A 19,009-nucleotide genomic window follows, 5' to 3' on the forward strand; every position below is an offset into this window, starting at 1 on the left:
TCATGTCACGGCGCTGGGCGGCGGTGGTCCCACGGCCGGTTCGCCCGGCTCGGCGGACGCGTCGTCGGGGGCGGTGCGCTGCCCGTGGACCACCGGCCGCGGGCGCGCGGCACCCGGCCGCAGCCGCCGTACGAGCCGGTCCCCGGCCCAGACCAGGAAGGCCGTCGGCAGGAACACCGCGTCGGCGGCGATCATCGCGAGGGAGAAGAAGGGCAGGCCGAGCACGACGGCGATCGAGGCGTGCTCCAGCATCATCGCGACCAGGAGCACGTTCTTCACCCGGCGGTTGAACAGGGTGAAGGGGAAGGCGACCTGGACGATGACCGTGCCGTAGGTGATGAGCATGACCATCAGCTCATTGCCCGCCAGGGCGTGCGACAGGGCGGGCCAGGGGGTGAAGTCGTCCAGATGGAGCGGGTAGTAGAGCGCGGTGCCGTCCTGCCAGCGGCTGCCCTGGATCTTGTACCAGCCCGCGGTGGAGTAGATCAGGCAGACCTCGGCGACGATCACGAGCATCGCGCCGTTGTGGATGACGTTGGCGATGATGTCGAGCACGGTGCGCGGCTCGCCGGGCGCGACCCGCCGCACCGCCCACCACAGCGCCTGGACCAGCCAGAACAGCCAGAACAGCACCGCCCATCCGGTGCTGAGCTTGCCGAACAGCGTCGCCGCCACGAGCGCGAAGCCGAACACCGCCCACAGGGCGACGCCGACCGGATCGGCGCCCGGCTCCGCGTCGGACGCGGAAGCGGCCGGCGGTCCGGCACCCGCCTCGGCCGCCTCCCCGCGGGCCGCGCGGCGCCGGTCGAGCGACCAGACCTGGCCGCAGCGGGTGAAGACGAGGTAGATCGCCATCAGGTGGATGACGTTGTCGCCGCCGTCGCCCTCGAAGACGCTGCGATTCTGGAGCGACAGCACGCCGATCATGAAGAACACCGAGGCGGTACGGGTCCGCCAGCCCAGGAGCAGCATCGCGCTGGCGACGATCGCGAAGGCGTAGACGCACTCGAACCAGGCGCGGCCGTCGTTCCACAGCAGCACGGTGAAGGCGTGGTTCCCGGCGACCAGCCGCTTGGCGAGGTCCCAGCTCCAGGGCGCGTCGGGGCCGTACAGCTCGGCGCGGTGCGGGAATTCGCGCAGCAGGAACAGCAGCCAGGTCAGCGAGAAGCCGATCCGGATGATCGCGCTCTGGTACGGGCCGATGGCCCGGCCGGTGATGGCGTTGATCCCCCGCGCGACGGCGCGGTCGAGTCCTTTGCCGAGTCCGGCGAACGGCGAGGGGACGAAGGAGTCGCGCGCGCTCACGATGCGTTCTCCTGACCGGCGGCCGCGGTGGTGACCGGCCACCAGGGCAGTTCCCGGTAGTAGGGCTGGGTGCCGGTCTGCTGCCCGTTGCCCGACGGCGGCGGGACCGCGGTGGTGGCGGAACGTGCCTGTACGCGGACGACGTCACCGCCGTTGAGCCGCGGGCCGAAACGCTCCTGCAAAATCCGCTGGAGATACGTACGGCTCATGTCGCTGCGGTCGCCGCCGGTGGGCTGCTCCTTGTCGTCGTGGGTGTCGGTGTAGAAGCTCCAGGCGCGGCGCAGCTCGTTCTGCTGGGTGTGGCTGGGGGCGGGGTTGTGCCGCATCGCGGCGACGTCCATCGCGGTGAGGTCGACCCAGCCCGTGGTGGAGAGGCTGCCGTCGGGCTTGCGGACCTCGGCGCGGGCCTGCACATGGATGTTCTGTTGCAGCGGGTCGGGCGCGAACAGCTTCCAGTTCTGCTCGAACTCCGGATAGACGTAGTCGTCGACCGCCGCGCCGTGCTCCCTGCTGAGCGTGTTCGAGGGCGCGACGTGCAGGAACACCATGCCGAGGTGGTACAGCGCGCCCACGACGACCGCGCCGATCGCCAGGGCGACGGCTATGCGCGCGGGCGTGGACAGCGCCGCGGTCCGGGGCGGCGGCCCCTCGAATGACTCCATCGTCTCTCCGCTCTCACCCGTGCCGGGCACGCACGCCTGCCGGGCAGCACGCTACCCACCGCAGGTCCCGGCGGGGACCATACCGAGTTATCCACAGGCGTGGGAGGTGGCCTTGACACCCTTCGGCCCGCCACCGACCATGGAACGAACCGAACGATCGGTCGGTCGGTTGAGGAGTCGGCCGGCCGGTCGTCCGATGGAGCCGGTGACGGTGACGGGACGGGTGGTCGAGCCCGCGCCGAAGCCCGAGTGGCACGCCTGATGGCACCGATGACGGTGATGACGAAGGAGGGGTCCGCATGACGACGACGGCAGAGCCGGCGGCGACCGCAGGGGAGGCGGTGGCGGCAGGGCAGGACGCCTTCCTGGCCGCGTTCGACGCCGCGGTGGCCGAGGACGCCAGGATCGAGCCGCGCGACTGGATGCCGGACGCCTACCGCGCCACCCTCGTCCGCCAGATGGCCCAGCACGCGCACTCCGAAATCATCGGGATGCAGCCGGAGGCCAACTGGATCAGCCGCGCGCCCTCGCTGCGCCGCAAGGCGATCCTGATGGCCAAGGTGCAGGACGAGGCCGGGCACGGGCTCTATCTGTACAGCGCCGCGGAAACCCTCGGGGTCAGCCGCGAGGAGCTGCTCGACAAGCTGCACGCGGGCCGCCAGCGCTACTCCTCGATCTTCAACTACCCCACCCTGAGCTGGGCGGACGTCGGCGCCATCGGCTGGCTGGTGGACGGCGCCGCGATCACCAACCAGGTGCCGCTGTGCCGCTGCTCCTACGGTCCCTACGCCCGCGCGATGGTGCGGATCTGCAAGGAGGAGTCCTTCCACCAGCGGCAGGGCTACGAGCTGCTGCTGACGCTCAGCCGCGGCACCCCGGCGCAGCACGCGATGGCGCAGGACGCGGTGGACCGCTGGTGGTGGCCCTCGCTGATGATGTTCGGCCCGCCCGACGACGAGTCCGCGCACTCCGCCCAGTCCATGGCCTGGAAGATCAAACGGCACTCCAACGACGAGCTGCGGCAGCGCTTCGTGGACATCTGCGTCCCGCAGGCCGAGGTGCTGGGGCTCACCCTCCCCGACCCCGCCCTGCGGTGGAACGAGTCGCGGGGCGGCTACGACTACGGGGCGATCGACTGGACGGAGTTCCAGGAGGTGCTGCGCGGCAACGGGCCGTGCAATGAGGAGCGGATCGACCGGCGCCGCGCCGCACACGACAACGGCGCCTGGGTCCGGGAGGCGGCCACCGCATACGCGGCCAAGCACGGGGAGGCACGGGCATGACCGAGCAGACGGGCGGCGACTGGCCGCTGTGGGAGGTCTTCGTCCGCAGCCGCCGCGGCCTGAGCCACAGCCACGCGGGCAGCCTGCACGCGCCCGACGCGGAGATGGCGCTGCGCAACGCGCGGGATCTCTACACCCGGCGGGCCGAGGGCGTCTCGATCTGGGTGGTGCCGTCGTCCGCGGTCACCGCCTCCTCCCCCGACGAGAAGGACCCGTTCTTCGAATCGGCCTCCGACAAGCCGTACCGGCACCCGACGTTCTACGAGATCCCGGAAGGGGTGAAGCACCTGTGAACACGGCACCGAACCCCGCACCGGGCCCGGCCACGGCCACGGCTGCGGCTGCGGCTACGGCTACGGCTACGGCTACGGCTACGGCTACGGCTACGGCCTCTTCTACGACCACGGCATCGGCCACCGCGGCGCGCCCCGCACGGGCCTCCGCCCCCGCCGCGCTCGCGCTGGGCGACGACGCGCTCGTGCTCGCCCAGCGGCTGGGGGAGTGGGCGGGGAACGCGCCGGTCCTTGAGGAGGACGTCGCCCTCACCAATATCGCGCTCGACCTGCTGGGGCAGGCCCGCACCCTGCTCTCGCTGGTCGGCGACGAGGACGAGCTGGCGTTCGGCCGCGAGGAGCACGAATTCCGCAATGTGCAGCTCGTGGAGCGGCCCAATGGGGACTTCGCCGAGACGATCGTGCGGCAGCTCTTCTTCTCCGTCCACCAGGAGCTGCTGTTCACCGCCCTGGCGGCCGGGGACGGCGAGCTGGCGCCGCTGGCCGCGAAAGCGGTGAAGGAGGTCGCCTACCACCGCGACCACGCCGAGCACTGGACGCTGCGGCTGGGCGACGGCACCGAGGAGAGTCACCGGCGCACGCAGCGCGCGGTGGACGGCCTGTGGCGCTACACCGGGGAACTGTTCGAACCGCTCGACGGGCTCGGCACCGACCTTCCGGCGCTGCGCGAGCCGTGGCTGGAGCGCGTCACCGACGTCCTGCACCGGGCCACGCTGGAGATACCCCAGGGCGTCGACCGGACGCCGTGGTCGGCGGGGGCCGGACGGCAGGGTGTGCACACCGAGGCGTTCGGCCGGATGCTCGCCGAGATGCAGCACCTGCACCGCGCTCACCCGGGTGCGTCATGGTGACCGGAAGCGCGCCCGCCGCCGAGGCGACGAGCGCGCTGGAGAAGGAGCTGCTGCGGCTGGCCGGAGCCGTGCCGGATCCCGAGCTGCCGGTGATCTCGCTGGCCGAGCTGGGGGTGCTGCGCGACCTGCGGGTGACCGGGCCCGGCCGGGTCGAGGTCGAGCTGACGCCGACGTGGACGGGCTGCCCGGCACTGGACACGATGGCCACCGACATCACCGAGGTGCTGACCGAGCACGGCATGTCGGACGTCGAGGTGCGCACCGTGCTCTCCCCCGCCTGGTCGACCGACGCGATCAGCGCGGAGGGCCGCCGCAAGCTCGCCGAGCACGGTGTGGCGCCGCCGCGCCCGCTGGCCGGTGCGCGACCGGCGGGCGGCGGGCCCGTCGCCGTGGAGCTGACCGTGCGCTGCCCGCACTGCGGCTCCACCGACACCCGGCTGCTCAGCCCGTTCTCGTCCACCGCCTGCAAGGCGCTGCGCCGCTGCGAGTCCTGCCGCGAGCCCTTCGACCACTTCAAGGAGCTGTGAATGTTCCATCCGCTCCGGGTGACGGAGGTCAGCCCGCTCACGGACGACTCGGTGACCATCGCCTTCGAGGTCCCCGAGGAGCTGCGCGCGGAGTACCGGTACGCGCCGGGGCAGCACATAGCGATCCGCCGGTTCGCCGACGGGGTGGAGATCCGCCGCACGTATTCGCTGTGCGACCCGGTGCTGCCCGAGGAGGGTTTCGGGAACGACGGCGTGGAGCCCGGGCCGCGGACCCTGCGGGTGGGGGTGCGGCTGGTCGAGCAGGGGGAGTTCTCCACCTACGCGCTCAAGGAGCTGGCCGCGGGCGATGTGCTGGAGGTGATGACGCCCGCGGGGCGGTTCGTGCTGGAGCCGAGGCCGGGGCGGTTCGCCGCGGTGGTCGGCGGCAGCGGCATCACACCGGTGCTGTCGCAGATCGGCACCGCGCTGGCGCGTGAGCCGGGGGCGAGTTTCTGCCTGGTGCGCAGCGACCGTACGGCGGCGTCCACGATGTTCCTGGAGGAGGTCGCGGACCTCAAGGACCGCTGGCCCGACCGCTTCCACCTGGTGTCCGCGCTGTCCCGCGAGGAGCAGCAGGCGGGGCTGCCGTCGGGGCGGCTGGACGCGGAGCGGCTGACGGCGCTGCTCCCGGCGCTGATGCCGGTGGCGGCGGTGGACGGCTGGTATCTGTGCGGCCCGCTGGGACTGGTCGGCGCGGCCGAGCGGGCGCTGCGCACGCTGGGTGTCCCCCGGTCCCGCGTCCATCAGGAGATCTTCCATGTGGACGAGGTACCGGCGGCCGTCACCGCGGCCGAGCCGATACCCGGCGGCGGCACCGTACGGGCGACGCTCGACGGCCGCGGCGGTCAATGGCCGTCCCTGGCAGGGGAGTCGGTGCTGGAGACGGTGCTGCGCAACCGGTCGGACGCCCCGTACGCCTGCAAGGGCGGGGTCTGCGGGACCTGCCGGACGCGGCTGGTCAGCGGCGAGGTGCGGATGGACCGGAACTACGCGCTGGAGCCCGAGGAGACGGAGGCCGGATATGTGCTGGCCTGTCAGTCGCACCCGGTGACTTCCGTCGTCGAGGTGGACTTCGACGCCTGACCGCCCTAATCTGACGCATCGTCAGAATTGGTGGCGGGAGGAGCGGATCGTGGACTTCGGCTTCACCGAGGAGCAATTGGCGGCGGTCGAGGCGGCGAAGTCCGTCTTCTCCGGGGTGGCGGTGGACGGGGTGCCCAGCCCCGCGCTGACCCCCGGCGCTGTCGCCGAGGACTTCGACCGCGCGTTGTGGCGCAAGCTCGCCGACGGCGACCTGCTGAGCCTGACGCTGGACGAGGCGTACGGCGGGGCGGGGCTCGACCCCATCGCGCTCTGCCTCGTACTGCGCGAGGCGGGGCGGGTGCTGGCGCGGGTCCCGCTGCTGGAGAGCTGCGCCGGGGCGCTCGCCGTCCAGCGCTACGGCTCCGCGCCCCTGCGCGAACGGCTGCTGGCGGCGGCCGGTCGCGGCGAGACCGTCCTCACCGTCGCCGCCAACGGCCGCAGCGGGCACGAAGGGGCCGAACTCGCCGTCCGGGCACAGCGGGTGGACATCGGCGGCACCGACGGCGGCGGCTTCGTGCTCGACGGGGTGCAGACCGGGGTGCCGTGGGCGCGGAGCTGCGACCTGGTGCTGGTGCCCGCGCACACGGCGGACGGCGCGGCGGTGGTGGCCGTCGTTCCCCTGGACGCGGACGGGGTGGCGCTGGCGGAGCAGGTCTCCACCAACGGCGAGCGGTTCGCCGAGGTCACGCTGGACGGTGTGGGGGTGCCCGCGACGGATGTGCTGGACGCGGACGGCGCCTGGGAGTGGCTGCGGCAGGCGCTGACCGTCGGCACCTGCGCGCTGGCGCTCGGGCTGGGGGAGGCGGTGCTGGGGATGACCAGCGCGTACGCCTCGAAGCGGCAGCAGTTCGGGTATCCGATCGCCACGTTCCAGGCGGTCGCGGTGCAGTCCGCCGACCGTTACATCGACCTGCGGGCGATGGAGGCCACCTTGTGGCAGGCGGCCTGGCGGCTCAGCACCTCGGCGCCCGGACCCCTGCCGGTCGCGGGTGATGTGGCGGTGGCGAAGATCTGGGCGGCCGAGGGCGTCCGCAGGGTCGTACAGACCGCGCAGCACCTGCACGGCGGATTCGGCGCGGACACCGACTATCCGCTGCACCGGTACCACGCGTGGGCCAAGCAGTGGGAGCTGGCGCTGGGGCCGGCCGCGGCCCACGAGGAGGCGTTGGGCGACCTGATCGCCGCCCATCCGCTGACCACGTGACCCCTGCGGGGCTGCTTACAGGACGAAGCCGTCGCTGCCGCTGCCGTCCACCACCGGGCGGCCGGCGGCCTCCCAGTCGAGCATGCCGCCGCTGACGTTCACCGCGTCCACGCCCTGGGCGATCAGGTACTGCGCGACCTGGGCGGAGCGACCGCCGACGCGGCACACCACGTGCACCCGGCCGCCCTCCGGCACCTCACCGATCCGCGAGACGACCTCGCCCATCGGGATGTGCACGGCGCCCTCGGCGTGACCGGCCGCCCATTCCTCGTTCTCCCGCACGTCCAGCAGGATCGCGTCGGCCGGTACGGCGGCGGCATCCACCGCGGGCAGCTCAGAGCGGAACATCGGACGCGGCCTCCTGGGCACGAAATCGCGGCCCGCGAAACCGCGACCCGCTCACCTTGGCTCACCAGATCACTGGCTGACCCGAAAAAACCTACCTCAGCCCCCAACCACCCCCCGCCCCGCCCGATTCCCCGGGGTCCCCCGGCCCCCGCACCGGGACCGGGCCCGCAGGGGGCGTCCGGACGGAAGCGCGAGTCGTGCGAGCGGGCCGCAGAGGGCGCTATTCGGGGTCGCGGACCAGTTCCGCCAGGCGGGCCTCGCGTTGGGCGACCTGGGTCAGGAGCTGTTCGGCGATCTCGTTGAGGAGGGCGTCGGGGTCGTCCGGGGAGAGCTTCATCATCTGGCCGATGGCGCTCTCGTCCAGCTCGACGGCGATGGCGGCCAGCTTCTCCTTGCGTTCGGCCAGCCACTCCAGCCGGGCGTACAGGACCTCGGCCTCGCTCGGCAGCTCCTCGTCCGCGACGGGACCCGCGTCCCACTCCGCGGACAGGGCGCGCAGCGCGTCCTCGTCGGCGTAGGCGTACGCCTCGTTGACGCGGGCGATGAAGGCGCTGCGGCGCTCCTTCTCCTTCTCGTCCTGGGCAAGGTCGGGGTGCGCCTTGCGGGCCAGCTCGCGGTAGAGGCGCTGCGCCTCCTTGCCGGGGCGGACGCGGCGCGGCGGGTTCGGGTCGTCGACCGGCCGTACCCCGTCCGTGCCGAGCAGCCCGCCGAACAGCTCCTCGACGCCCGGCATCGGCATCACCAGCGCCCTGGCCTCCCAGGCGCGCTCGATGTCCTCCCGCTCACCGCTGTGGGCGGCGACGGCCTCCGCGACCAGCGCGTCCAGCTCGTCCAGCCGCGCGTACATCGGGCCGAGCCGCTGGTGGTGCAGCCGGGAGAAGTTCTCCACCTCGACCCGGAAGGTCTCGACCGCGATCTCGAATTCGATCAACGCCTGCTCAGCCGCGCGTACCGCCTTCGCCAGCCGATCCTGCGAGCCGGGCTCGGAGGGTCCGGCGAAGGTGGCGGAAGAGGCGGAGGACTCGGTTCCTGAGCTGTTCGTCACTCGGACAGCCTAGGCCCTGCACCGCCGATCTTCGCGGGGCCGCGGGGCGCGGCAGCGCCCGCCCGCACGGATCACGCCACGGCGCCCCGCCCACCTGCGCCGACCCGCGCGCCCGCCCCCGTACGGGCTCGCACCGCCCGGCCCTGACACCGCCCTGACAACCCGGACGCCCCAGGCAACCCGGACGCCCCAGGCAACCCGGACGCCCCGGACACCCCGGTTTCCCCGGCCGGGGAACCCCCTACACCCCCAGCTCCGCCGGCAGCCGCCCCGACCGGACCGCCGCCAGCAGCTCCGCGTGGTCCGCCTCCGTACGGTCCGCGTAGCCGACGGCGAAGTCCGCGACGGCCTCGTCCAGCGCCTCGCCCTTGCCGCAGTAGCCCGCGATCAGCCGGGGGTCGGCGCTGTGGGCGTGCGCCCTGGCCAGCAGGGCGCCGGTCATCCGCCCGTAGTCGTCGAGCAGACCCGGCTCCAGCCCGGCGGGATCGACGCTGCCCTTGCGGTTCCTGAACTGCCGCACCTGGTACGGCACCGCGTCCACGTCCGTCCACCCCAGCAGGAAGTCGCTCACCACCTGCATACGTTTCTGGCCCAGCACCACTCTGCGGCCCTCGTGCCCCACCGGACCGGCCGGAAATCCGGCCTTGGCCACGTACGGCAGCAGCGCCGACGCCCTGGCCTCCTTGATCTGGAGCACCAGCGGCTCTCCCAGGTGGTCGAGGAGCAGCACCACGTACGAGCGGGTGCCGACGCTTCCGGTGCCGACGACGCGGAAGGCCACGTCGTGGACGGAGTAACGGGCGAGCAGCGGCAGCCGGTCCTCGCCGACCGTCCGCAGATAGCCGTCCAGGGCGCCCGCGACCGCCGTCGCCTCGCGGTCCGCGACCCGGCGCAGCACGGGCGGCGCGTCGGTGAAGCGCCGCCCGCCGCCGTCCACGGCCGCCGTGGCCTTCGCCGCGAATCTGGCGCTGGTGTTGGCCATGGCCTTCGCCGAGACCCGCTCGATCGTGCCGAGCAGGTCGCGGGCGTCGGCGTGGGTGACCAGTTCCTCGTCGGCGATGGCGTTCCACGCGTCGAGCACGGGCAGCGTCGCCAGCAGCCGCATCGTCCGCCGGTACGCGCCCACCGCGCCGTACGCCGCCGCCCGGCACACGTCCTCGGCCGCGCCCGCCTCCCGCCCGGCCAGCACCAGCGAGGCCGCGAGCCGTTTGACGTCCCACTCCCAGGGGCCGACGACAGTCTCGTCGAAGTCGTTGATGTCCATGACAAGACGGCCGCGGGCGTCGCCGTAGAGGCCGAAGTTCGCGGCGTGCGCGTCACCGCAGATCTGCGCGCCGACACCGGTCACCGGGCTGTCGGCGAGGTCGGCGGCCATCAGCCCGGCGGACCCGCGCAGGAAGGCGAAGGGGCTCGCGGCCATACGGCCGACGCGCAGCGGTATCAGCTCGGGTATCCGGCCCGCGTTGGAGTCGTGGACGGCCCGGAGCGCGGCCGAGGTCCAGGGCGCGGTCGAGGTCCAGGGGGCGGCCGAGGTCCGGGGCCCGGTCGAGGTCCGGGGCACGGTCGCCGCGAGCGCGCCGGCCACCGCGGGGACGACGTCCGCCGTGTCGCGCCACATGCCGGAGGGCGGCCGGCCGTGCGCGGCGCGCGGCACCTTCTCCCGCAGCGCCTTCCCCGCCCGCTTCGGCGACGCCCCATGCGGCCATCGCGCGAATCCCGCCACGTGCGGCACTCTCGAATCCACCGGTCACCCTCCCCACCGCCCACGTCAACGGACGGACGCCAAATCCCCACCGCCGGGGGTAATCCGGCCAATAGGTCGACCCCGCACAGGGTTTCGTGCTTGCCTTGACGTCAGGACCCTACTCAGCGCCGAACCGCAGGTGCACGACGTTGGACGAGATCACCCGGCAGCCCGCAGCCAGCGACGCAGAACACCGGACGGACCGCTCCGCCCGCTACGAACAGCGCGAACAGCAGGACCTCCACGACCAACCGGAGCATCCGGAACCCCGGGCCGACGAGTCGGCACAGGCAGACCGGCCGCGCCAGGGCACCGAGCGGCACCCACGGCGCGACCCCCATGCCTCCGACCACCCGCCGACCGGTGGCAGCGACACCAGCAGCCGTACGGAGGACGTCGATACGGACAGGGCCGGTACGGAGCACGCCGGTACGGACAGCGTCCGTACGAGCCTCGACGCGCCCCACAGCGCAGGTCACGACAGCGCAGGTCACGACAGCGCGGGTCCCCACACGCGAGAGTCCGACGGCCAGGTTCCCCATGCCCAAGGCCCCAACGCCCCAGGCCCCACCACCCAAGTCCCCGGCGGCCGGAGCGCCAACGGCCGGGGCACCAACGGCCGGAGCCCGCTCGGCGACGGCCTCACCGGAGTGGCCGCCCTGCTGCGCCTCGCCGTCCTCTGCGTCGACCCCGACGGCCGGATCTCGTACTGGAACCGCGGCGCGGAGGAGCTGTTCGGGCACCGCTGGGATCACGTCTTCGGCCACCGGGCCTCGGGGCTGCTGACACCCGCCCGGTCCGCCGCGGGCGTCGCGCGCACCTCGTCCTCGCCGCACCAGGACACCCTCGACCTGCTGGACGACCTCACGCAGCCCGCGTGGGCGGGCGCGCTCGCGGCCACCGACCGGGACGGCGCGCTGAAGGACGTCCTGTGGTGGACGTACCGCGTCGCCGAGCCGGGCGGACGCAGCCTGCTGGCCATCGCGGCGCACGCCAAACCGCTGCGCACGGGCGGCCTGCGGATCGCGCTCGGCGGTCGCTTACTCCCCTACACCGCGGAAGGCCCGCAGCGTCAGGACATCTCGGTGGCCGCCGTCCTGGGCAGCGTCGCCGACCCGGCGCAGGCGCTGGCCCTCGCGGCCCGGCTGGGAACCGTACTGCCCGGCGTCAGCGCGGGACGGCTCGACCGGCTCGTCCGGCAGATCGCGCCGCTCGGTCCCCCGGCGCTCGAAGTGGACGGCGGCACACGGCTCCCGGTCACCCCGCACGACTACGCCCGCATGGCCGCCGCCGCCCGCGCCGACCAGCAGGACCCGTCCCTGCGCAGGGAGTTGCTGCCCGGCCCGCGCCCCGGAGCGGAACACGGCCCCGGACCCGCACCCGGACCCGGCCACGGCCAGCCCCCCGATCAGACCCCCGGACACGCCGCCGCGTACGGCCCCGGCCGCGACCCCGAGTACGTCCACGGGGCGAACGGCGGCGCGGAGGCCGCCCCCGCAGGCGACCGTTCCAGCGCCTCGGCACTGACCGCCGTGCCCTTCGCCTCCCTCACCTCCCTGACCTCCGACCTCGGCCCCAACGGCTCGGCGGACGCCCTGACCGGCCAACAGCCGCTGTCCCCGACCGAGTTCACACCTGGTCTCGCCCCCGGCTTCGCGCCCGGCCTCGCCCCGGTCCTCAGCGGCCCGCCGTCCGTCCAGCCGCTCGGCACGCCACCGGGCCAGGCCCCCTTCGGCCAACCCCCCTACGGACACGCCCCGTTCGGACCCGAACCCGGCGGCCCCGCGTCCGGCGCCCACCCGCTCGGCAGCCACGTGCTCGGCCGCCCCTACGGCTCCCACCTGCCGGGCACCGCGCTGGACGAGCAGTTGGCGCTGCTGCGCGAGACCGGCGCGGTGGTCGGCTCCACACTTGACCTCCAGACCACCGCCCGCGAGCTGTGCGCGGTGACCGTGCCGCGCTTCGCGGACTTCGCGGCCGTCCTGATCGTGGACCAGCTCTTCTCCGACTCCGAACCGCCCAAGGACGACCGCCCGGCCGCCACCGTGCTCGTCCGGCGCGTCGCCATCGCCCACGACGGACCGCCCGGACCGTGGGAAACGGCCCTGCCGGAGGGCGAGTTGCTCTCCCTCGCCGTCGACGGGATCGTGCCGCGGCTCGGCGACCACGTCCTCGTCCCCGTCGTGGACTCCTCGGTCGCACCCGACATAGCGCTCGACCTCGGCGTGCCCGCGCTCGGCCCGCTGCTGCCCGGACACTCGATGATCGTGGCGCCACTCACCGCGCGCGGCACCGTACTGGGCCGGGTCTGCTTCCTGCGCGGCCCCGGCCGCCGCCCGTTCGACGCGCGGGACGCCGCCACGGCCACCGAGGTCGTCGCGCGCGGCGCCGTCCACATCGACAACGCCCGCCTGCACCGCCAGGAATCGCGCGCCGCCGCCACGCTGCAACGCTCGATGATGCCCACCCGGCCGCCGCGGATTCCCGGTGTCCGGATCGCGCACCACTACATGCCGGGCGACCGGCAGGCCCAGGTCGGCGGCGACTGGTTCGACGCCATCCAACTGCCCGGCGGGCGCGTGGCGTTGATCGTCGGCGACGTGATGGGCCACGGCCTTCAGGCAGCGGCCGTCATGGGCCAGTTCCGTACGGCGGTCATCACCATGGCCGCCCTGGACCTGCCGCCCGCCCAGTTGCTGCGGCACCTGGACAACCTGGCGCACCGGCTCGGCACCGAGCACCTCGCCACCTGCGTCTACGCCGTCTACGACCCGATCCACCGCAGCCTCACGCTCGCCAACGCCGGTCACATCCCGCCGGTCCTGGTCGGTTACGACGGGCGGGCCGAGCTGCTGGAGATCCCCGGCGGCGCGCCGATCGGCGTCGGCGGGGTGCCGTTCGAGACGGTGGAGATCCCGGTGCCCGACGGCAGTTGGCTGGTGCTGTGCACGGACGGCCTCGTCGAGGTGCGCGGCCAGGGCATAGACGCGGGGCTCGCCGCGCTGTGCGCCACCGTCATCGAGCCGGAGCAGACCCCCGAGGACGTCTGCGCGCAGATCCTCGCGCGCCTGCACTCGGAGGACCGCAGGGACGATGTGGCGCTGCTCGTCGCCCGGTTCGAGGGCATCGCGCCGCGGGACGTGGCCGAGTGGACGCTGCGGCTCGACCACGCCGAGGTCGCCACCGCCCGCGACCTGACCCGCCGCCAGCTCGCCGCGTGGGGCCTCGAACGCCTCAGCGACACCACGGAGTTGCTGGTCAGCGAGCTGGTCACCAACGCGATCCGGGCCGCCTCGTACGAGGTCGAGCTACGGCTGATGCGGGTCGGGAAGCTGCTGGTCGAGGTCAGCGACGACAACCACAATCTGCCCCAGTTGCAGCGCGCGGACGCCGACGACGAGCAGGGGCGCGGGCTGGCGCTGGTGTCGAATCTGTCGCGGCGCTGGGGCACCAGCAGGAAGGCGGTCGGGAAGGTCGTCTGGTTCGAACTTCCGTTGCCCGCTTGATACCGTTGCGTCCCACAACGGCGCAGGTGGAGACGGGATGGAGTGGCCGCGATGTCCGCACGGGAGGCGTCCGTGGAGAGCATCCAGCGGGAGTTGACCGCCTTCGCGCGCCGGGCGCGTGCCACGGCCGCGCGCATGCACCCCGAGCTGTCGCTGGTGTCGTTCACCATCCTCGCGCACCTGGAGGAGCAGCAGGGCTGCCGGGCGACGGACCTCGCCGCGCACTATCTGCTCGACAAGTCCACGGTCAGCCGCCAGGTGGCCGCGCTGGAACGGCTCGGGTACATCGAGCGCCGGGTGGACGCCACCGACCACCGCGTGCAGGTGCTGCACCTCGCGCAGCACGGGATCGAGACGCTGGCCGCGGCGCGGGTCAGCCGCAAGGAGATCTTCCAGGAGCGGCTGGCCGCCTGGGACCCGGAGGATCTGGCGCGCTTCGCCGCGTATCTGGTCCGCTACAACGCGGACGCGGCGGCGCACCCGCTGCCGTAACCCGCGGGCGGGCGCGTCCTACAAGGGCCAGTCACGCACGGGCCCGTCACGCGCAGCCTCGTCAAGCACGGGCCCTTCAAGCGAAAACGGCCCCGCCCGCGACCTGCACGGTCGCGGGCGGGGCCGCTACGAGCCCGACTCTACGTCAAGCGCCGCGTCGAAAACGACGGCGTCACGTCAGAGGTTGACGCCGAAGTCCTGGGCGATACCGCGCAGGCCGGAGGCGTAGCCCTGGCCGACGGCCCGGAACTTCCACTCGGCGCCGTTGCGGTACAGCTCGCCGAAGACCATCGCGGTCTCCGTGGAGGCGTCCTCGGTGAGGTCGTAGCGGGCGATCTCGGCGCCGCCGGCCTGGTTGACGACGCGGATGAACGCGTTGCGCACCTGGCCGAAGCTCTGCTGACGGCTCTCGCCCTCGTAGATCGAGACCGGGAAGACGATCTTGTCGACCTCGGCGGCCACGGTGGCCAGGTTGACCTTGACCGCCTCGTCGTCGCCCTCGCCCTCACCGGTGAGGTTGTCACCGGTGTGCTCGACGGAGCCGTCCGGGCTCTTGAGATTGTTGAAGAAGATGAAGTGCTTGTCCGACAGGACCTTGCCCGTGGCGTCGAGCAGCAGCGCGCTCGCGTCCAGGTCGAAGTCCGAACCGGTGGTCGTGCGCACGTCCCAGCCCAGGCCGACAGTGACCGCCGTGAGTCCGGGGGCCTCCTTGGTCAGTGAGACATTGCCGCCCTTGGAGAGGCTGACACCCATGGTGTATCTCCCTGCTCAATCCGGCGCGGGCCGCGCCACTTGACGATTCCTTTGCCCAATGACTCCAACGCACACCACCCTGCACCGGTTCCCGCCCCGATGCCACCGTTCGCCGCCGTTCGATCCCCCGGGCCTTCAGTACGTCACCGGGATGCGCCGCGCGGGGCCGTCCGCCGTGACCGATCCGCGGGGATCGGCGGGGGGAAGGCGACCTGCCGGCCGGAGCCGGCCCGCCGGGGAATGAGAAACGGACCCCCGGTCGCGACTTTCGTCACTTCCGGAGGCCCGTCTCGTCGGTACCTCTTTGTGCGCGAGGGGGGAGTTGAACCCCCACGCCCTTGCGGGCACTGGAACCTGAATCCAGCGCGTCTGCCTATTCCGCCACCCGCGCATGGGTGTTGCCGTTTGATTCTCACACACGGTCCGGACCGGTGGGTCCGAGTGGTGTGGGAGGGCCTCCCGACATGCAGAAGATTAGCACGAGGTCCGGGGTGGAATCACATGCGTTCGGGCGGCCCGGGGAGTGCCGGGAGCCGGGCGGGGGCAGGTGGGAGAGGGACCCGGGGGCGGTGCGGGACACTGGGAGGGGACAGGGCGGCGGTGAACGACGGCGAACCGGGCACCATGGACAGAACGCGCATCTACCATCCCAGTGGGGGACGGCGGAGGAGGCGCGGGCGGTGTGAGGGTTGACACTGCCCGGTCCAGGGGATTCGGGGAACCACAGGTTTTTCCCGCGCGTGGATACGATCAGTAAGCAGTATCGGAAATCGTTGGGCCGGAAGGTCGCGAGGAGGGAGGTGCCCCGTGGGAGTACTGAAGCGCTTTGAGCAGCGCCTGGAGGGCCTGGTGAACGGCACCTTCGCCAAAGTGTTCAAGAGCGAGGTGCAGCCCGTCGAGATCGCGGGCGCGCTCCAGCGCGAGTGCGACAACAACGCCACGATCTGGAACCGTGACCGCACCGTCGTGCCCAACGACTTCATCGTGGAGCTCAGCTCCGGCGACTTCGAGCGGCTGAGCCCGTACGCGGTGCAGCTCGGCGACGAGCTGGCCGGGATGGTCCGCGACTACGCCAAGCAGCAGCGCTACACATTCATGGGCACCATCAAGGTGCACCTGGAGCGGGCCGACGACCTGGACACCGGGCTCTACCGGGTGCGCAGCCGCACGCTGGCCTCCAGCGAGTCGCAGCACCAGGGCGGCGCGCCCCAAGCCGCCCACCAGGCCGCCCACCAGGCCCCGGCCGCCCCCTCGTACCAGCAGAGCCCGCAGCACCAGCCGCAGGCGCCGCAGCGTCCGACGTACGCGCAGCCCGGCGGACCGCAGCGGCCCTCGGGTCCGCCGCCGATGCCCGCGGCCCCGCCCCCCGGCGGCGGTGGCGCCCGTCACGGTGTGGCGCCCGTCACGCGGCTGCCCGGCACCGGCGCTCCCGCGGGGGCCCCCGGCGCGGCCACCCGCCGCTGGATCGAGATCAACGGCAACCGCCACCAGATCTCCCGCTCGACGCTCGTTCTCGGCCGTTCCACGGAGGCCGACGTGCGGGTGGACGACCCGGGCGTATCGCGCAAACACTGCGAGATCCGGGTCGGAACGCCGTCCGTGGTCCAGGACCTCGGGTCGACAAACGGCATTGTGGTGGACGGACAGCACACCACGCGCGCTACGCTCCGCGACGGCTCCCGCATTGTCGTGGGGAGCACCACCATCGTGTACAGGCAAGCCGAAGGGTGAAGCGGGGGCAATGTCAGAGCTGACCCTGACGGTCATGCGGTTGGGTTTCCTCGCCGTTCTGTGGCTGTTCGTGATCGTCGCGGTGCAGGTCATCCGCAGCGACCTCTTCGGTACCCGGGTGACCCAGCGAGCGGCGCGCCGCGGGGACGGCCAGTCGCGCCCTCCGCAGCAGCGCCAGCAGCAGGCCGCCGCCGCGCAGGCCCAGCCGCGGCAGCAGCCGCAGAACAACCGCCAGCGCCGCGGCGCCCCCACCAAACTGGTGGTCGCCGAGGGCTCGCTCGCGGGGACGACGGTCGCGTTGCAGGGCCAGACGATCACCCTCGGCCGGGCACATGACTCGACGATTGTGCTCGACGACGACTACGCGTCCAGTCGGCATGCCAGGATCTACCCGGACCGCGACGGCCAGTGGATCGTCGAGGACCTCGGATCCACGAACGGCACCTATCTGGACCGGAACCGGCTGACCACGCCGACCCCTGTCCCGCTGGGTGCGCCGATCCGCATCGGCAAGACCGTCATCGAGCTGCGGAAGTAGTCGCACTATGGGCGAGCGGAGCCACGACGCGCGAGCGAGAGGGTGGGCAGCGTGCGGATGTACCCGGAGCCGACGGGGGAGGTGCGCATGTCTTTGAGCCTGCGTTTCGCCGCCGGTTCGCACAAGGGCATGATCCGCGAGGGGAACGAGGACTCCGGCTACGCCGGTCCGCGTCTGCTCGCGATTGCCGACGGCATGGGCGGACAGGCCGCCGGCGAGGTCGCCTCGTCCGAGGTGATCTCCACCATCGTCACGCTCGACGACGACATCCCCGGCTCCGACATCCTCACCTCGCTCGGCACCGCCGTGCAGCGGGCCAATGACCAACTGCTGCACATGGTCCAGGAGGACCCGCAGCTCGAAGGCATGGGCACCACGCTGACCGCGCTGCTGTGGACGGGCCAGCGGCTCGGCCTGGTGCACGTCGGCGACTCCCGCGCGTATCTCCTCCGGGACGGCGTCCTCACCCAGATCACCCAGGACCACACCTGGGTGCAGCGGCTGGTCGATGAGGGCCGGATCACCGAGGAGGAGGCCACCACCCACCCGCAGCGCTCCCTGCTGATGCGCGCGCTGGGCAGTGGCGAACACGTCGAGCCCGACCTGTCGATCCGCGAGGTGCGGGTCGGCGACCGGTATCTGATCTGCTCCGACGGCCTGTCCGGCGTCGTCAGCCACCAGACGCTGGAGGACACCCTCGCCGGGTACCAGGCGCCGCACGAGACCGTGCAGGAGCTGATCCAGCTCGCGCTGCGCGGCGGCGGACCCGACAACATCACCTGCATCGTCGCGGACGTGCTGGACACCGACGACGGCGACACGCTGGCGGCGCAGCTCAACGACACCCCGGTGGTCGTCGGCGCGGTCGCCGAGACCCAGCTCCCGCTGAGCGACCCGCGGCACCTCCAGACCCCGGCGGGGCGCGCCTCCGAGCTCGGCCGTACGCCCCCGCCGCAGCAGCAGGGCCCCGCGGGCTCCTTCGGGCCGCCCGGCAGCGGCGAACCCGGCGCGGCCGGCGCCGCGCCGCTGGGCACCTTCGGGTCGTACGACGACGACGGCCAGACCAAGCCCGCCAAGACCCGTAAGTGGCCCAAGCGCACGGCGATCACCGTCATCGTGCTCGCCGTCATCGCCGGCGGTCTGTACGGCGGTTACGCGTGGACGCAGACGCAGTACTACGTCGGCGCCAAGGGCGACCACGTCGCCGTGTACCAGGGCATCGACCAGAAGCTGGCCTGGATCAAGCTGTCGAAGGTCCACAAGGACCGCCCCGACATCGAACTAAAGTACCTACCGGCCTACCAGCAGAAGCAGGTCCAGGACACCATCGCGCTCAGCAGCCTCGGCCAGGCCGACGACAAGGCCGACGAGCTGGCGACGCAGGCCGGTGTCTGCAAGAAGGTCGCGACGGCCAAGACCCTCGCCGACCAGGCCAAGGCGGCGGCGAAGGCCGCCGAGGACAAGATGCCCGCAGCGGGCACCACCGGCACGCCGGGTGCGAAGAAGAGCAGCGCCACCCCGACGGCGGACCCCACGCCGCCGCTGACGCCCGACGAGAAGAAGCTGGCCCAGCAGTGCGGTACGAGCCAGCAGTAGCGGCTGGTCGCGCACCGGAAGCCCCGCGGGGACCGGCGAGCGCGCCGG

The 19,009-nt window shown here is 72.7% G+C and carries 17 protein-coding genes and 1 tRNA gene; 11 read left to right on the forward strand and 7 right to left on the reverse strand.

The window, feature by feature from the left end; genetic code table 11:
* On the reverse strand, positions 1-1,305 hold the full coding sequence (locus ACIO6U_RS11440) for an HTTM domain-containing protein (protein WP_401717779.1): 1,305 nt from the start codon (positions 1,303-1,305) through the stop codon (positions 1-3).
* Positions 1,302-1,967: a DUF5819 family protein gene (locus ACIO6U_RS11445; RefSeq protein ID WP_401717782.1), complete on the reverse strand. Its 666-nt coding sequence runs from the start codon at positions 1,965-1,967 to the stop codon at positions 1,302-1,304. The genes ACIO6U_RS11440 and ACIO6U_RS11445 overlap by 4 nt, the downstream gene beginning before the upstream one ends.
* 299 nt (positions 1,968-2,266) lie before the next feature.
* On the opposite strand from ACIO6U_RS11445, the gene paaA reads away from it, so the two are divergent.
* The 6 genes from paaA to ACIO6U_RS11475 are packed head-to-tail and all read left to right on the forward strand — an operon-like array spanning position 2,267 to position 7,208.
* The gene (gene paaA / locus ACIO6U_RS11450; protein WP_401717785.1) at positions 2,267-3,250 is read left to right on the forward strand and encodes a 1,2-phenylacetyl-CoA epoxidase subunit PaaA; all 984 of its coding nucleotides are present in this window, start codon (positions 2,267-2,269) and stop codon (positions 3,248-3,250) included.
* Complete coding sequence (gene paaB / locus ACIO6U_RS11455; RefSeq protein ID WP_188279883.1) at positions 3,247-3,543, forward strand: 1,2-phenylacetyl-CoA epoxidase subunit PaaB; 297 nt, start codon at positions 3,247-3,249, stop codon at positions 3,541-3,543. The genes paaA and paaB overlap by 4 nt, the downstream gene beginning before the upstream one ends.
* Positions 3,540-4,394, forward strand: coding sequence for a 1,2-phenylacetyl-CoA epoxidase subunit PaaC (paaC, locus tag ACIO6U_RS11460; RefSeq protein WP_401717788.1), 855 nt, complete (start codon positions 3,540-3,542; stop codon positions 4,392-4,394). Before paaB ends, paaC begins: the two co-directional genes overlap by 4 nt.
* On the forward strand, positions 4,388-4,921 hold the full coding sequence (gene paaD, locus ACIO6U_RS11465) for a 1,2-phenylacetyl-CoA epoxidase subunit PaaD (RefSeq protein ID WP_391041941.1): 534 nt from the start codon (positions 4,388-4,390) through the stop codon (positions 4,919-4,921). Before paaC ends, paaD begins: the two co-directional genes overlap by 7 nt.
* Positions 4,922-6,004 (forward strand): 2Fe-2S iron-sulfur cluster-binding protein, encoded by a 1,083-nt coding sequence (locus tag ACIO6U_RS11470; protein ID WP_391041942.1) that lies wholly within the window; start codon positions 4,922-4,924, stop codon positions 6,002-6,004.
* A 49-nt stretch (positions 6,005-6,053) separates the two neighbouring features.
* On the forward strand, positions 6,054-7,208 hold the full coding sequence (locus tag ACIO6U_RS11475; protein WP_401717792.1) for an acyl-CoA dehydrogenase family protein: 1,155 nt from the start codon (positions 6,054-6,056) through the stop codon (positions 7,206-7,208).
* Positions 7,209-7,223: 15 nt separating this feature from the next.
* Here ACIO6U_RS11475 and ACIO6U_RS11480 read toward each other — a convergent pair whose 3' ends face one another.
* The 3 genes from ACIO6U_RS11480 to ACIO6U_RS11490 all read right to left on the reverse strand — a co-directional run bounded on the left by ACIO6U_RS11480 (position 7,224) and on the right by ACIO6U_RS11490 (position 10,345).
* On the reverse strand, positions 7,224-7,556 hold the full coding sequence (locus ACIO6U_RS11480; RefSeq protein WP_355336710.1) for a rhodanese-like domain-containing protein: 333 nt from the start codon (positions 7,554-7,556) through the stop codon (positions 7,224-7,226).
* Between the two features lie 220 nt (positions 7,557-7,776).
* On the reverse strand, positions 7,777-8,601 hold the full coding sequence (locus tag ACIO6U_RS11485; RefSeq protein WP_391041946.1) for a hypothetical protein: 825 nt from the start codon (positions 8,599-8,601) through the stop codon (positions 7,777-7,779).
* Positions 8,602-8,842: 241 nt separating this feature from the next.
* The gene (locus tag ACIO6U_RS11490) at positions 8,843-10,345 is read right to left on the reverse strand and encodes a DUF2252 domain-containing protein (RefSeq protein WP_401717796.1); all 1,503 of its coding nucleotides are present in this window, start codon (positions 10,343-10,345) and stop codon (positions 8,843-8,845) included.
* 149 nt (positions 10,346-10,494) lie between these two features.
* Here ACIO6U_RS11490 and ACIO6U_RS11495 point away from each other — a divergent pair, with 149 nt between their 5' ends.
* Together ACIO6U_RS11495 and ACIO6U_RS11500 are read left to right on the forward strand one after the other, a co-directional pair.
* Positions 10,495-13,851 carry a SpoIIE family protein phosphatase gene (locus tag ACIO6U_RS11495; protein ID WP_401717799.1) on the forward strand — a complete coding sequence of 1,119 codons (3,357 nt, stop codon included), beginning with the start codon at positions 10,495-10,497 and terminating at the stop codon, positions 13,849-13,851.
* 51 nt (positions 13,852-13,902) lie between these two features.
* Positions 13,903-14,343 (forward strand): MarR family winged helix-turn-helix transcriptional regulator, encoded by a 441-nt coding sequence (locus ACIO6U_RS11500; protein WP_355336706.1) that lies wholly within the window; start codon positions 13,903-13,905, stop codon positions 14,341-14,343.
* Between the two features lie 177 nt (positions 14,344-14,520).
* Here the strand turns inward: ACIO6U_RS11500 and ACIO6U_RS11505 are convergent, their stop codons facing one another.
* Together ACIO6U_RS11505 and ACIO6U_RS11510 are read right to left on the reverse strand one after the other, a co-directional pair.
* The gene (locus tag ACIO6U_RS11505; RefSeq protein WP_401717802.1) at positions 14,521-15,096 is read right to left on the reverse strand and encodes a TerD family protein; all 576 of its coding nucleotides are present in this window, start codon (positions 15,094-15,096) and stop codon (positions 14,521-14,523) included.
* Between the two features lie 307 nt (positions 15,097-15,403).
* A tRNA-Leu gene (locus ACIO6U_RS11510) sits at positions 15,404-15,487 on the reverse strand.
* 416 nt (positions 15,488-15,903) lie between these two features.
* Here ACIO6U_RS11510 and ACIO6U_RS11515 point away from each other — a divergent pair.
* The 3 genes from ACIO6U_RS11515 to ACIO6U_RS11525 are packed head-to-tail and all read left to right on the forward strand — an operon-like array spanning position 15,904 to position 18,961.
* Positions 15,904-16,827 (forward strand): DUF3662 and FHA domain-containing protein, encoded by a 924-nt coding sequence (locus ACIO6U_RS11515; protein WP_355336704.1) that lies wholly within the window; start codon positions 15,904-15,906, stop codon positions 16,825-16,827.
* A 10-nt stretch (positions 16,828-16,837) separates the two neighbouring features.
* Positions 16,838-17,365: an FHA domain-containing protein gene (locus tag ACIO6U_RS11520; protein WP_355336703.1), complete on the forward strand. Its 528-nt coding sequence runs from the start codon at positions 16,838-16,840 to the stop codon at positions 17,363-17,365.
* A 57-nt stretch (positions 17,366-17,422) separates the two neighbouring features.
* Positions 17,423-18,961, forward strand: a complete 1,539-nt coding sequence (locus ACIO6U_RS11525; RefSeq protein ID WP_355336776.1) for a Stp1/IreP family PP2C-type Ser/Thr phosphatase — start codon at positions 17,423-17,425, stop codon at positions 18,959-18,961.
* Positions 18,962-19,009 lie beyond the last annotated feature (48 nt).

This window comes from Streptomyces sp. NPDC087422, from assembly GCF_044744145.1.
In the GTDB taxonomy this organism is placed as follows: Bacteria; Actinomycetota; Actinomycetes; order Streptomycetales; family Streptomycetaceae; genus Actinacidiphila.

Coding starts and splice junctions, on each gene's coding strand:
- ACIO6U_RS11445 (WP_401717782.1), bottom strand. CDS start 1,967: ATGGAGTCATTCGAGGGGCCGCCGCCCCGGACCGCGGCGCTGTCCACG.
- paaA (WP_401717785.1), top strand. CDS start 2,267: ATGACGACGACGGCAGAGCCGGCGGCGACCGCAGGGGAGGCGGTGGCG.
- paaB (WP_188279883.1), top strand. CDS start 3,247: ATGACCGAGCAGACGGGCGGCGACTGGCCGCTGTGGGAGGTCTTCGTC.
- paaD (WP_391041941.1), top strand. CDS start 4,388: ATGGTGACCGGAAGCGCGCCCGCCGCCGAGGCGACGAGCGCGCTGGAG.
- ACIO6U_RS11470 (WP_391041942.1), top strand. CDS start 4,922: ATGTTCCATCCGCTCCGGGTGACGGAGGTCAGCCCGCTCACGGACGAC.
- ACIO6U_RS11480 (WP_355336710.1), bottom strand. CDS start 7,556: ATGTTCCGCTCTGAGCTGCCCGCGGTGGATGCCGCCGCCGTACCGGCC.
- ACIO6U_RS11500 (WP_355336706.1), top strand. CDS start 13,903: ATGTCCGCACGGGAGGCGTCCGTGGAGAGCATCCAGCGGGAGTTGACC.
- ACIO6U_RS11505 (WP_401717802.1), bottom strand. CDS start 15,096: ATGGGTGTCAGCCTCTCCAAGGGCGGCAATGTCTCACTGACCAAGGAG.
- ACIO6U_RS11520 (WP_355336703.1), top strand. CDS start 16,838: ATGTCAGAGCTGACCCTGACGGTCATGCGGTTGGGTTTCCTCGCCGTT.
- ACIO6U_RS11525 (WP_355336776.1), top strand. CDS start 17,423: ATGTACCCGGAGCCGACGGGGGAGGTGCGCATGTCTTTGAGCCTGCGT.